The sequence below is a fragment of the Salinivibrio sp. SS2 genome (assembly GCF_001722075.1).
Lineage (GTDB): Bacteria > Pseudomonadota > Gammaproteobacteria > Enterobacterales > Vibrionaceae > Salinivibrio > Salinivibrio proteolyticus.
In genome coordinates this window covers 1-13,518 of the sequence record NZ_MEBP01000019.1, presented here as the reverse complement: position 1 = coordinate 13,518, position 13,518 = coordinate 1, and the positions used below count along the sequence as shown (strand labels likewise).

General features: G+C 47.2%; 10 protein-coding genes and 1 pseudogene. 2 read left to right on the top strand and 9 right to left on the bottom strand.

The genetic code is table 11. From position 1 onward, the window contains the following. The first annotated feature begins 54 nt into the window (after positions 1–54). Positions 55–822 (top strand): substrate-binding periplasmic protein, encoded by a 768-nt coding sequence (locus tag BGK46_RS01275; RefSeq protein ID WP_069586660.1) that lies wholly within the window; start codon positions 55–57, stop codon positions 820–822. An 89-nt stretch (positions 823–911) separates the two neighbouring features. On the opposite strand, the gene BGK46_RS01270 is transcribed toward BGK46_RS01275, so the two are convergent. The 7 genes from BGK46_RS01270 to BGK46_RS01235 form a co-directional block, all read right to left on the bottom strand. Then, positions 912–2,270 carry a diguanylate cyclase gene (locus BGK46_RS01270; protein ID WP_069586659.1) on the bottom strand — a complete coding sequence of 453 codons (1,359 nt, stop codon included), beginning with the start codon at positions 2,268–2,270 and terminating at the stop codon, positions 912–914. Positions 2,271–2,347: 77 nt separating this feature from the next. Beyond that, on the bottom strand, positions 2,348–3,079 hold the full coding sequence (locus BGK46_RS01265; protein ID WP_069586658.1) for a substrate-binding periplasmic protein: 732 nt from the start codon (positions 3,077–3,079) through the stop codon (positions 2,348–2,350). A gap of 27 nt (positions 3,080–3,106) precedes the next feature. Further along, on the bottom strand, positions 3,107–4,660 hold the full coding sequence (locus tag BGK46_RS01260) for a methyl-accepting chemotaxis protein (protein ID WP_069586672.1): 1,554 nt from the start codon (positions 4,658–4,660) through the stop codon (positions 3,107–3,109). Positions 4,661–4,735: 75 nt separating this feature from the next. Beyond that, positions 4,736–5,473, bottom strand: a complete 738-nt coding sequence (locus BGK46_RS01255; RefSeq protein ID WP_069586657.1) for a substrate-binding periplasmic protein — start codon at positions 5,471–5,473, stop codon at positions 4,736–4,738. 285 nt (positions 5,474–5,758) lie between these two features. Next, positions 5,759–7,594 carry a M4 family metallopeptidase gene (locus BGK46_RS01245; protein WP_069586655.1) on the bottom strand — a complete coding sequence of 612 codons (1,836 nt, stop codon included), beginning with the start codon at positions 7,592–7,594 and terminating at the stop codon, positions 5,759–5,761. A 393-nt stretch (positions 7,595–7,987) separates the two neighbouring features. Further along, positions 7,988–9,100 carry a M23 family metallopeptidase gene (locus tag BGK46_RS17955; protein ID WP_069586654.1) on the bottom strand — a complete coding sequence of 371 codons (1,113 nt, stop codon included), beginning with the start codon at positions 9,098–9,100 and terminating at the stop codon, positions 7,988–7,990. A 170-nt stretch (positions 9,101–9,270) separates the two neighbouring features. Next, positions 9,271–11,274 (bottom strand): hypothetical protein, encoded by a 2,004-nt coding sequence (locus tag BGK46_RS01235; protein ID WP_069586653.1) that lies wholly within the window; start codon positions 11,272–11,274, stop codon positions 9,271–9,273. A gap of 219 nt (positions 11,275–11,493) precedes the next feature. Here BGK46_RS01235 and aqpZ point away from each other — a divergent pair, with 219 nt between their 5' ends. After that, positions 11,494–12,186, top strand: a complete 693-nt coding sequence (gene aqpZ, locus BGK46_RS01230) for an aquaporin Z (protein ID WP_069586652.1) — start codon at positions 11,494–11,496, stop codon at positions 12,184–12,186. A gap of 99 nt (positions 12,187–12,285) precedes the next feature. Here aqpZ and BGK46_RS01225 read toward each other — a convergent pair whose 3' ends face one another. Both BGK46_RS01225 and BGK46_RS17805 read right to left on the bottom strand, forming a co-directional pair. Further along, entirely contained in the window at positions 12,286–13,359 is a 1,074-nt protein-coding gene (locus BGK46_RS01225; protein WP_254659635.1) for a hypothetical protein, read from the bottom strand. Continuing rightward, positions 13,340–13,507, bottom strand: a pseudogene (locus BGK46_RS17805) (IS30 family transposase); the annotation flags it as partial. The gene BGK46_RS01225 and the pseudogene BGK46_RS17805, both read right to left, overlap by 20 nt. Positions 13,508–13,518: the final 11 nt, after the last annotated feature.

Here is a 13,518-nt window from a genome sequence, read left to right as displayed (position 1 = left end):
GTTATGGTGAATATCATCAATACTTAGGGGGAGGTTTCCTAATAGGAGTTCACTATGAAAATTGCGATATTATCTGCCACGGCACTTGCAGGTTCATTATTATCTGGGCCAGCATTTGCACTGGACACCTCTTCACTAAAAGTATGTGGGGATGGCGCTGGTTGGCCCCCTTATACTTTTGAAAAAGGGGGACAAGTTCAGGGTTATGATGTCGATGTATTAAATGCGATATTTTCAGGGCAAGGCGTGGATGTCAGTGTAGAAATGCCGCCTTGGAAGCGCTGCGTGCTACAAACGAAAGCCGGTAGTTATGACATTGCCTTGAGTGCGTCGTTTAACGAAGAGCGCGATCGTGACTTTTTACTCACAGAATACTATTACACCTTGCAACCTAGTTATATCTATTCAACGACTCAACACCCTAATGGTTTACAAGTTAACTCAGTCAGTGATTTGAATAACCTTCGTATGTGTGGGCTATTGGGTTATAACTACACAGGCTTTGGTGTTGATGATAGTAAAGTCAGAAAATCGGCAAAAAGCTTCGAGCAGTTAGTGCAAAAAACGGAAGCAGGACGCTGTGACGTATTCTTGGCGCGCTACGAAATCTTAGCTGGGTTTAAAGTCGCCCAAGGAATTGACTACTTGGCGGATAACATGAAAGCGGTCGCGGTTCCAGGTAATAGCGGGGACAAATTTTATATGATGATCTCGCGTGAACACCCTGAAGCTAATGAAATAAAAGCGACATTAGACGCAGGATTCAAAGAAATGCGTGAATCAGGTCAACTGCAAGCAATGTTGGATGAGTACCTCAATTAACGTATTTAATGCGTTCACTAATAGATATTGAGCTGTATGATTACCAAGATAAAAAGAGGTGTAAGCGCCTCTTTTTTCATTTTACGGTTTTATCCTTGGGTCGATTCTTTCACGGGCCGCTCACGTTTTCCCAATGTCTTAACACGATACATGTCATGATCAGCGGTGGCCATGACTTCATCGAGGCTTTGCGGTGACTCAGGATCGTAAAGCGCATGCCCGATACTCAGCGAGGGATAGAGTTTATAGGTTTGCCATGCGCATGCGCGGGACTCTACCGAGGTTTTGATGCTGTTTATAATACTATTTACATCACTGGGTCGTGCATCTCTCAATATTGCAATAAATTCATCCCCTCCTATGCGTGCAATCACATCAGAGACACGAACACTTTGACGTAGACGTGACGCGACATGAGCAAGTAGCGCGTCGCCAGCTTCATGACCATAAACGTCATTAACCAGCTTAAAGTCATTCAAATCGATATTGAGTAGTACGAAAGATTCTTTTTTTTCTGTAGTTATCTTTTCCAGTAAATCAATGGCAAAACGACGATTGGGCAGTGTTGTTAACTCGTCTTGGAACGCTTGTTGTTTAGCTTTTAAAAAGCTGCGATAAAATAGGCCGATCATGCCGTAAATTATTATAGCTAAGAAAATACAAATAGTGTAAACGAATACGCTTAGTTGTCTGACTTGAGGTGTTTGTTCAATGGTATATTGCGCAGCCAAAGTCCACTCACCGTTAGGCAGGTTTATAGGTACAACAAAGTCGGCATTAAAAAAGGTCTCTTGCGAGCCATGGAAATAATCTAGCGTTTCGGTATTCCTTATGGAAACGGATGCCCCTACCAGATTAAAGAGACCCGAGTTTTCGAATAGCTGAGTATAGTTGATCACGACACTGACGCCGCCCCAGTAAGAGCTTTTATCAATAGGAGATAAAAAAATGGGGAAGCGTGCGATAATCGCTTGTCCACCTTGCACAAGATCTACCGGACCTGCAATATAAACGTCTTCAAGATTTCTCGCCCGCAGTACCGTTCGATACTGTTCCGGCCGCGTGCGAAAATCGAGCCCTATGGCTGCTTCATTTCCCTTTAGTGGATAGACGTGGCTAATAACATCATTGGGTGCGAGCCCAACGTTTCTCACATAACTGGCTTTGGTGAGAAGTTTCCCTGCAACGTCGCTCCAACTTGCCATGGCGAATTCGGGATCAATTGCCACAATGGTCGCAAGGCTATCGGCGAGGTAGGTGTCTCTAAATATCGCCGCTTCAATACGAGAACGAATTAAAGACGCTTTACGATTTATATCTTCTTTTTCGTCTTTTATGACTTGTTCAATGATGTAATTATGCGTGCTGACAACGGCTAGTCCAGCAAGTAGCGCAAAGCCTAATGTAAATACTAAAAACCATCGATTGAACTGTCGCTTAAAAAGCATTACATACCCTATAGATCAAAAAAAAGAAGGGGCTGGTGCATCCCTTCTTTTAGTATATCCAAGATTTTTACTTTCGATCACTTAATACCATATTTTTCAACAATTTTGTCGAATGTCCCGTTGGCTTTTATTGCTTCGAGCCCTTTGTTATAGGCATTAATAAACATAGCACCATCCGGATTAGATTTGCCTGACGTAATGTGAAGCGGTTTCGATGAGAGGGGCTTGTTCGTAAACGCAAACGCATTGGCGTCCATACCTTCTTCTTTCATCACGGAAAGCGCGACAACCTTGTCTTCCAAGGTGAGATCGATACGATTAGCGAGTAATTTTTTCAAATTTGTAACTAAGTTATTCGCCTCTGGTTTGTCAAAACTGTCTGAGGCGAGAAACGCATCACCATAACCATAGTCACGGATGATACCAATGGTTTTTCCTTGTAGCCCACTAAGATCGGAAAATTGGAAGCTGTCACCGGCGCGCTTGATAAATGTAAGCTCATTGGTCATGTAAGGCTCGCTATAGTGTAAAAACTCGGTACGAGCTTGGGTGTACCAAGTGGCCGGCAGCAAATCGATGGTGCCTTTACTTACCGAATCTAGCGCGCGTGCCCAAGGCATGTTTTTGAACTCAACGTCATAGCCTTGCGTTTTCATCGCTTCGGTTAATAACTCAACCGAGATACCGGGCATAGAGGCATCAGTCGTTACAAACGGCGGCCAAGGGTCTTGGGCGGCGGTTAATGTGCGCGCCATTACCCCTGGTGCCATCAAAAGAAACAGTAAGCCAACTGTAAATATCTTTTTCATTGTCGCTCCTTGTGATGTACCAGATTGTTATGTTTTAAATTTACCCATCTGTCCTTTAATGTTTTCACTCAGCTCCAGCACTTTGTCTGTTCGAGCCGCGTTTTCTTGCGCACCCTCGGTCACATAATTCGTGGCGTCTGACGCTTCGTTGATCGCTTGACTGACTTCATCAATGGCTTGACGTTGTTCGTCAGTCGCTTGCGAGATTTGTCCACTACGCTCGGAAATATCGGTGATAGTTTCGCGCACTTGGCTGACCGACTCTTGTGACTCAGAGACGCGACCCGCAGTGCTTTCTAGGATGCTACCGATACGTTTGATCTCTTTCTCCACTGACTCAGTCGCTTCGCTCAACGATTTGATGTTGGATTGAATCTGCTCGGTCGATTCACTGGTTTTGACTGAGAGACTGCGCACTTCATCGGCTACCACAGCAAAACCGCGACCTTGCTCACCAGCGCGAGCCGCCTCAATCGCTGCGTTGAGGGCGAGTAGGTTGGTTTGCTCGGAAATATCATTAATCACGTTCACCACATCGGAGATCTTCTCGCCTTCCTCTAGCAGCTTGTGCATCTCGGCGTTGACGTTCTCCATCTCAGAACGCATGTTGATAATTTCAGACGCAGAGCTTTCGATGGTGTGATACACCTGATTGACCAAATCGGTTGCGCCCTGCGCATGGGTTGCGGCGTCGTTCGCGGTATCAGCAACGGTTGCAATCGACTGATTCATCTCAGTCGCTGCTGCTGCAACAGTAGAAAGGCTTTGTTTTTGTTGCTCGAGGCGCTCGGCGTTTGTCCGTGCCATCTGTCCGCTTTGTGCTGCGACTTCAGCCAAATTGATAGAAGCTTGCGTCACTTCGTTGACGATCTCGCGCAAAGACGCGGTAAAGTGGTTGATGTGCTCAGTGATCTTCGCGAATTCTTTATATTTTGGCTCCGGGATCACTTTGGAGAGATCGCCATCGCCACTGGCCAGTTCGCGGACGCGTTCGGTGAGGTCGTTAAGTGGTTTCACCACGGTAGCGGTCAGGGCTAAGATCAAAAACACAATCATCACTGCATCAAGTACAAGCAGCTCGATAACATTGCGATACAGGGTATCGGCGAGGGCCGCTTCTAGGCGGTCAGTGTTATAAAATACCTGTACCGTACCGACTTTGTTGGTCTCTCCGTACTCGGTGAAAGACAGTTCACTCTCTTCTTTAGGCATGGCTTCATAGTAAGCCTGCTGATCGGCGCCAATGTCGACGGGAGGACGCTTATCTCCATCTTCTGAGGGAGGGCCGAGGCGTAAAAACAGGATGGCTTCGCCTTGGTTATCTAACACCCGGACACCTTTGATGTCGGGTGCCTTTAATTCGGCGGAGATCGAGAGCTTGGCGGCTTCAAGGTCAAAATCCCAAATTGCTTTGGGCAAGCTCAGCTTCATGCGATTGGTGGCATTATCCACTGTGGCGACAAGTGCACTATTGAGTTCCTGTTTGGTGCTTTGGTAATCAATGTAACTTGATATCCCCAAAACGACCGAAACAGCAATAACCACTTGTGTTACAAATATTGCTTTCAGACTTTTAAACATAGCGCTCATCTTCCATCTTTTTCCACGCCCAGTGGTAGAGCAGTGCTTTCCCACTTAACTTTGGTGCAGCGCTACCTAGTTGCCTAGGTGGCTCTGCATAATCATTTCAACATCAATTTTTTTCAGGCCTTCGTTGACGATGTCACGCCATTTACGCCCCTCTTCATTATCAGCAAAGGCGATGTAGAGTTTTTTGTCGACAAGAAGCTTCTTGTTCATCTGTAGCTTGTCTTTAACAGCACTCAGTGCAGGGTCATTTTCTTTAAGGTAAGCCAGCACGTTGGCGTCAACGACTGCAAGAGGCAGACGTTCGCGGCCGACTTTCTGTAGATTTTGGGTATCGCTAGTCACGGCGGACGATTTAAGCGTGCCATTGGCAATTCGCGCATCCAGCTCTGGCGTGTTCACATAGCCACGTACCACGCCAATCGTGTGTGCAGCCAGATCATCCAAAGAGGACCATTCAATCGGTTGATTGGTGTTTTCGACAAAACCAAGGGGACCGGTCCCTATTGGGTCGGAAAAGAGTAACTCGTCGGTCTCGTAGTAGTATTCGGGGAAATATCCAGCATATTGGGCATCGTTTTTCACCAAGTACACAGTGCGAGACCAAGGATAAAACTCAACATTGAGTTCGTGCCCCATCGCTTCAACCGCGGCTCTAACGACTGCAACCGACGCACCTTGTTCGGGCAGGCTTTTGCCTGAGTAGGGGGGCCAATCAAGTGATGGCATGGTAAGTACGTCTGCGCGTACGGTCGCAGACAACATAATGCAAATCGATAATGCCATGATGAACAAATGCTTGAGCATAGTTCCTCCGATTTTTTGAGTGCTTCTATCAGCATAGACGACAAAAAAAACGCTGAGAAAAATGATCGACATTTAACGTTTTGGCTTGGTTACTTGCGAAACAAAATTGACATTAAGATTATGTTTTTATTGGTTTTATATGATCTTCTTATGAATAAAGAAAGATGGCGTTTGGTGTGTAAAAAACTAAGCACATCAAGGTTTGTCTATAAAGTTAGCGTTTTTTAGGTAAATGGTGGACAAAAAAGCGCCGCTACGGAAAGCGGCGCTGAAGATGGTGAGTAATTAGTTGCGAACTAAGCTCACACCCGAGTAGTTAGAGTAGCCGCGCACCATCACATGGTAGGTTTCACCAACTTGTGCGCTGACCGTACATGACTCGTCGTTTCCGTAGTCATATGGACGACAATCCCAATCGCTGGTGGTGGGGGCGCTACCGGCTTTTATATATAAGTCGGCATCGCCTGTACCGCCACTCATGGTGACTTTTACCGAACGGTTGCTATCAACAGTGAAAGTGAATAGCTCAGAGGAACCACGGCTACCACTCAAACCTGTTTTTGGCTCGTTGGGGAGTAACACCGAACCTGTGTTGTCATCAGAACAGGCAGAGGTGTTTACACCGACGGTATTAAAAGCTGCAATCACATCGGCTTCGTTGTAGTTGAGATCTTTTGCGGCCTTAACGACACCACAACCACCCTCATCAAAGGTACTATTGGCTGTCCAGTACAGTTGGTTTGCAACTGTAAAGACTTCAAAACCTTTGCGGACATCCCAATTTGGCTTGTTAGCAAGGAGGTAGAAGGCACGGTTGAAGACACCGCTTGAATAGTGCACGTTAATACCTGAGTAGTATTGATCTGCATGGTCAATAGATTTGCCATCGCGCGAAGGCTGTTCAAAGTAACGCAAACCACCTGAGCCTTTGAAGATATCCGCACCGACAATCCAGTCTACATCACCATGCATGTAGAACTCAGCAGCTTCACCGGCGATATCAGAGAACGCCTCGTTAATGCCACCCGACATATCACGATATACCAGTCCAGAGTTTTGCTCCGTGAAACCGTGACTGACTTCGTGGGCGCTAACGTTGATATCGACTAATGGATAAAACATTGATTTACCATCACCGAACGTCATGGAGCTACCATTCCAGAAGGCATTTTCATAATCCTTGCTGTAATGGACTCGCATCGTCAGCTGGAAGGTCAGTGGTGCCGTGTTCATCCAATCTTTGTACATATTGAAAACGACGTGACCAAAGTAATGCGCATCATTCAGCGGGGAGTATGCGCCATTAGTGTATTTTGTATCGTTGTAGTTGGTGCCATCTGGACATGGGTACGTAAACGCGTTACTACCTGATGTGCCGTGGTTCAAGTTAACCGTTTTAACGTTATCGGTTTCCATGGTACACACATCGCCGACTTTATCGACCGGGAAGTCATCATAATCGGTGCCATACAGATATTGGCCCGTTTTTTCATTGCCACCAGGACCGGTACCACCGGCAGTTGCATGATTGATCCCATCCCACTGGCTAATGATTTCACCTGTTTCTGCATCAACCATGTAGAAAGGACGCTTAGGCTCCTCTGCGGCGACGAAGAAATCCACGATATACACGAGCTGTGCTTTTTGGTTTTCATCGAGTTGAACGACCAACTTGGTGTTCTCATTTTCAAAGGGAGCGGCGGTGAGAGTGGTCTGGCTTTGTGTGAAGTGTGCTTTCGCAGCACCTAAGGCATCTAGACTATCTAGTGCAGGTGCGACTGTCATAATGTCTTCGGTGAGGCCCTGTGCCATAGTGCCGTAAACATCGCTGCGTTTTCCTGCTTTTTCAGTGGCGACCACATTGGTATTCAGCACGGGAACGCCTTGATACGTTTGTTGGTAGCGCACTTTGATTTTGCCGTTAGGCAGCGTCACGCGTTTTACTTCTTTGAAACCTAGCGGATTGGCTGACGAGCCCATTGGGGCATACACACCGATTGGTTGGTCGAGAACCTGACTCAGTACGGCATCGTCGGTCACATTAATCAGCTCTGCACTGAGTGCGGGTGTGCTTGCAAAAACCCCTGTGGTTAATAACCAAGTTAACTTGGATAATCTCATTTTTATTGCCCTATTTTTTTGTTGAAAGATTCCTTTCTCCCCAACTGCTTAATAGGAAGACGAGCGTGCTGCTCGCCCATCAAACGTGGCTTATAGATAACAATATTTACAAGGCCTTTTATTTTTTGCTTGTATAGATTTTGTTACAAAAAGCCTGTATTTGATTGGATTTATGAGAGGTATGTCTTGTTTTATGATTATGATTTATATAGATATTATTATCTATTAATAATTAAGTGACAAAAAAAACGTACAGAAGAAATGACTGTTTTGTTTTGAGAAGTTATCCGCAAGTTTTATGAATGTTATTGTTGTGTAAAATAAAGATAAAGGCCACGAAATAAGTGACCTTTATGTCAGTATTGGAAATGTGAAGTGCACGCATTAACGCGATTATGGATTGGTGATACGACGCCATAGACACACTTTATTTCCGGTTTGTGTATTCGTCAGCCAAGTATAGCGACAGTCATTGTCGTAGCTGTATCGGCCAGTTTGTATACGATAACTGCCCAATACTGCATCCTGCATTGAGGTGAAACGGCCATTTTTGAGTAAAGAAAAATGCAAATGAGGCCCAGTGGAAGACCCTCCCTGGCACAACGCCACAGAGCGTTGGCTGGCGTAGGTGCCGAGTTTGGTGTTTTTGTCCACCCATTGGTTGTTGCTCACTTGAATGCCATCCATGTGATAGTAATTGGTCGCCCAACCATTATCGTTGGTTACCCGCACTTGGCAGCGTGATAGCACGGTGACATAACCGTCGTGTGCGGCGGTCACACTGTAGGTCGTTCCGCCCCACCTTGGCCAATCATAGGAAACATCAATAGAAGAAAGCGGAAAACCAGAACCTGAATGGGCATGTGGACCATTTGGGATCCAGGCGTAACCTTGTCGCCACGGCCATTGCATAAACCCTGCCGGTGGCGCAACCAAGCTACGTGATGAGAGGGTGTATTGACCAAGTGGCTTTTGATCACCAAACCACGCTTGGTAACGTGTCTGCCATGTCTGCCAGTCACTCGGAGAATGGAGAGTGCTGGCAAGAGTCTGTGTGGCATGTCCCAGCGTGGCATTAGAAGTCTGCGTGTTGGGCTGATAAAGCAAAGCGGACAACGTGGAGGCAGTTTGCTCGATGGCCTGTAGCAACTTCAGTTCGCTGATCCGATCGAGGGCGATATCCTGCTCTAACTCCGGCGCATTAGTGATGAGGGTGGTGATCAATATACGTGGATCAATCCCTGACGCTCCGCTCCAATGCATAATCGCCTCGCTCACCGGTTGCCAGTGTGGCAATTGCTCGGCGAGAAAATCATCAATGTTAAATGGGTGTCGGCGCGGTTGAAAGAGCAAATCGGTTTCGGTGACAAGCTGGTCCGGCACCCCGACGTCCTCTAAGACAGCAGCCGAACGCATGGGTGTATGGTTTGCGATCAAAGTATGTGCGTGCGCAGCGCTAGTGCTCACCATCAAGCAGGCGAGTACGAGACGAGATAAACGAAACATGACTAGCTCTCCTTTCATTTAATGAACGGTAATATTGGCATGATCTGTATATTTATCTTGTCATTTGGTCGTTGTTGCGAGTATATAGAAAGCTTGAGTGTAATTGTTTGCACGTAGCACATGAAGGCTGTGATGCAGGCCGATAAATAGCCTGCATCACAGCAAGATAATTAAGGTGTCCGTCTGTGGTTGGATGGAGGGTTTTTAGCCATCGGTGCGGTGTTTTGTGGCCAAAACAAACAAGCAGGATGTTGCTTAACTTGGTTAAATACAGCGGTGCGTACGGACTTGATGTCGAGCTCACAACTGCGCGAGCGAAGCGCCACAAATAAGGCCAATCCGAAGCTCACCCACAGGTTGATAAACCCAATCATCAGCACAAAGAACAGGCTAGAAAGAAAAGCCAACACACCGTGAAAATCGCTCACATGCGCGTAACCAATATTGGCGGAAGAGAAGGCGACATGGCGAATATCCAAGGGAACATCGATTAAGTAACCCACATAACTGGTCATGCCGAGCAAAAAGCCAAAGATCAGGTTGCCACCCAAAGCGCCGTAATTATCGTGAATATAAAAGGCGACCTTCTCACGCCGTGACTCAGGCACAATGCGCATGAGTGGATGGGCGACAAGGCGATCTTTCAGTTCAATGTAGTCGGCGCGATTATCGAGAATGCCCGTAATGATCCCAGATAGAAACAGCCACACACCAGCAATCGCGGCGTAAAGCCATGCCATACCACTGAAAGGCATAATAGACTGTTTTTGATAGTCAATTTGCTCGGGTGACAACAACGCATCGCTGAAAAAGTGCATAAATGCCCAACTGACCAGCACACTACAGCTAATGGCTGCGACAATATTGCCCCACACGGCGAACCACTGGGAGCGATTTACGTCGATCAACAAGCGGGCGAGCTTTTTACTTCGGGTTCGCCCTTGCTTATTCTTCTCAACATGGGCAGCAAAATTCGCCGCTGTCATGGCTGGTTGCTTGGTCGCAATCGTAAAATGCAGCACATGCACCAGCATAAAACCGACACCGTAATTTAAACTAACCAGAAAGGCGCTTTTAAACGGCGACAATTGCAGCGTATCAATGTAGATCTTTACCCACGCAAGCAGGGCTATAATCACGCCCGCGCCGCACGCCCCCTTCAGGATATTGAGATAATCCTTTTTCGTTTTGGCAATATAGTGCTCACCATGATTACTTTTGTTTTGCGTCACGCTTTGCGAGAAGGTGCGTGTGCTTTTGCGGTAGATGGCACGCACGCTGTTGCGCTCCGTGACTGAGGTGAGCAATTGTTGCCACAAATTCAGGACACAGCGTGCTTTTTGATGGGGGTGACGAAAATCAAGGATTTGAAATAAGAGCACCATGCGGTTGAGGGTTTGATCTAAACGCTCAAGCATGTGTGACGCGTGTGTTGAGAAGCCAAATTGGCTGATCCCACGGGTGCGGATCCGTTTCACTTGAAGCTGGCACTGTTCAATCATTACCCAGAAGTGCGCGGTATCCACCGAATCAATCTCGCCTTCTTTGATGGTCGCCACCAATTGACTGGTTTCGCGCTGCAGGGCAATAAACGGCGAGTCCACTTCGTTCAAACGGCGATCGATCCGCAGCAGCTCAGGATCGAGCTCTTCCGCTGCAATCCAAATCGCTAACATTTCCAGCGAATAACAAAGCTCACTTTTAATGTATTCGCCGGTGGTGCGAATGGCTTCAGGGGATGCGCTTTTCACCAGCAAGCGGTAGAGCTTAAACCAGCATTTAGACGAGATAGCATTCACCCAAGCTTTATCTTCGCCTCCAACGAAATAGCTTAATAAATCGTTGATATCGTTGCAGCGTTTGGGTGGTGGATTGATCTTGTTGTAAAGCCGGCGAAAGATTTCCGTCACTAATCCATTTTTAGAAAATATGCCCAATTGGACAAAAGCCGGAGACAGCTTAATGATTTTGGCTTCATTGCAAATACTGTTTGCAAACAAGGATGCCTGAGAGGGGGAATTGGCAAGGGCAAGGACAAGCTGCTCAAGACGCAATTCTGCGAGTTCGGGCTCACCTTCACGAAGATAAGTAAAAAATACATTAAGACGCTCTGTGTCTGTTTCACACAGAGAAAAACCGTCTATCACTTTAAAAGCCGGTGTTATTGCAGGCATAGATTTTCTTATCAGTCGATAATAAACGCGCGCGTAGTCTACAAGAGCGAGAAAGCAGGGGGAAGCAAAAGCGCTCATTGGCAGTATGGCACAATGCAATCACGTCCTTTATTTTTAGCCATCGCGACATAATGCTGTCTACTTATTGATACCTTAGACACAATGTATGCCTATACTCATCACATTATTAGTCATGCGAGTCAAAAAAAGGAGACACGGATGAATAAGTATGGTGCAGAGTTTTTTGGCACATTTTGGTTAGTTTTGGGTGGGTGTGGTAGTGCAGTATTAGCAGCAGCCTTTCCAGAGTTGGGGATTGGATTACTCGGCGTATCGCTTGCCTTTGGTCTTACCGTCTTAACGATGGCGTTTGCCATTGGACATATTTCCGGCTGTCACCTGAATCCAGCGGTGTCCATCGGCCTATGGGCGGGAGGGCGTTTTCCCGCCAATCAACTGCTCCCTTACATTATTGCCCAAGTTTTAGGGGGATTAGCGGCTGGTGGCGTGTTGTACCTGATTGCCAGTGGACAAGCCGGATTCGATGTCTCGAATGGATTCGCCGCGAATGGTTATGGTGCGCATTCACCGGGCCAGTATCGCTTAACCTCGGCGCTGATCTCGGAAGTGGTGATGACCATGATGTTTTTGGTGGTGATCCTCGGTGCCACCGACCAACGCGCCCCTCAAGGTTTTGCACCGATTGCCATTGGGCTGTGTTTGACGTTGATCCACCTTATTAGTATTCCCGTGACTAACACCTCGGTGAACCCGGCCCGTAGTACAGGGGTAGCGCTTTACGTGGGCGATTGGGCCACTGCACAATTGTGGTTATTCTGGGTTGCCCCCATCGCTGGCGCGATATTGGGCGCTTTCGTATACCGCTTTATCGGTAACGAAAAAGAATCATGAGTTTGGTCCGACGCTCGACGTCGGGTCAAACGAGGCCTTACGTCTGAAAAGATGTCGCCGACGAACTGGCGACATCTTATTCCTTTATGTGACAAGCATTTATTGGGAATCACGCACACTGGCAGGACGAGGTGGCCAGGCTTGCTTAGGCGGTGCAAAGGATGGCTGGCCTAGTACCGGCGAAGAGAGAACGTAGATCCCATGATTAGTGAATAGCCAAAATAAGTTACGGTCATATTCCACATAGACACTGTGTGACAAATTCCCCATCGCATAACTGGCAACGTCATCTTCCTTGAACGGGGGCACGAAGTAAGCCGCAATCGCAGGTTGTTGTGGGTCACTAACATCGAACACCTGCAGGCCAGCGTTATAAAAATTATAGGGAAGAATACCTTGGCGACCGATACCGGGCTGGGTGTAAGCACCGGTACGTTTTGGCCCGAAGCTGCCGCGACGTTGACAAAAATCCGTAAAAGCAGCCTCTTTTGGCGGAACTGGGCGTGGTAAAACGCCGACTTTTTTCGGTTGAGCGGGATCCGACACATCAATAATATGCACGTCTTTATAGGGTTCAAAACACTCCTCATTAAGCGGATAACCGCTAAAGTAGACGAGGCCTGTTTGTTTGACTTGTGATACATCGATATAGTCGCCCTCCGTCCCCGCGACGCTTGGCTCAAACTCGAGGTGACTGACGACTTTCATCTGCGCTGGATTCGAAATATCCACCACATAGAAACCAAGCCCGCCCATCGCGGCATAGCCATATTTCCCACCTTCTTCGACCGGTGTAGGAATGAATAGCGACATACGTGCGCCCATCCAAGAGGTACGATTCCCAGCCCGTGGGTTGCCGAGATATGCTTTTTGATGTGCGGGATCGCTAAGAATTTGTCCCGGCACTGCCAATTGATCCATAAATACTGGATTGGCCGGATTAGACATATCCCACGATTGATAACCCGCAGAATATAAATCATTGCCATATTCGGTTAATGCATAACTGGCATCGGGGGCGGCCGCAACAATCATGGTCTTTCCCCCAAACCAAGTGGGAATATCGCGTACGCCCGACCCTTGTTGTTCACCTACCTTAGCGTTTGGGTGGTTAATATCGGTGCTTCGCTCTGCGATTAAAGTCCACGCGGATTCAACTGCGAAGTGCAACACTCTCGTCTGCAGCCTGACATAACTTGTTAAAGATAACGCTAGGCTGCCTAAAACCAAGACATTTTCTTGGTCGAGCATTCAAGCGGGCCACAGCTTGCATCACCTCTTCTTCTGTGATTTCACGCAGGTCAGTGCCCTTGGGAGTATACTACCTGAGAG

Bases quoted from the DNA above. Each gene is read 5' to 3' on its own strand.
- BGK46_RS01275 (WP_069586660.1), top strand. From the start codon at position 55: ATGAAAATTGCGATATTATCTGCCACGGCACTTGCAGGTTCATTATTA.
- BGK46_RS01270 (WP_069586659.1), bottom strand. From the start codon at position 2,270: ATGCTTTTTAAGCGACAGTTCAATCGATGGTTTTTAGTATTTACATTA.
- BGK46_RS01265 (WP_069586658.1), bottom strand. From the start codon at position 3,079: ATGAAAAAGATATTTACAGTTGGCTTACTGTTTCTTTTGATGGCACCA.
- BGK46_RS01260 (WP_069586672.1), bottom strand. From the start codon at position 4,660: ATGTTTAAAAGTCTGAAAGCAATATTTGTAACACAAGTGGTTATTGCT.
- BGK46_RS01255 (WP_069586657.1), bottom strand. From the start codon at position 5,473: ATGCTCAAGCATTTGTTCATCATGGCATTATCGATTTGCATTATGTTG.
- BGK46_RS01245 (WP_069586655.1), bottom strand. From the start codon at position 7,594: ATGAGATTATCCAAGTTAACTTGGTTATTAACCACAGGGGTTTTTGCA.
- BGK46_RS17955 (WP_069586654.1), bottom strand. From the start codon at position 9,100: ATGTTTCGTTTATCTCGTCTCGTACTCGCCTGCTTGATGGTGAGCACT.
- BGK46_RS01235 (WP_069586653.1), bottom strand. From the start codon at position 11,274: ATGCCTGCAATAACACCGGCTTTTAAAGTGATAGACGGTTTTTCTCTG.
- aqpZ (WP_069586652.1), top strand. From the start codon at position 11,494: ATGAATAAGTATGGTGCAGAGTTTTTTGGCACATTTTGGTTAGTTTTG.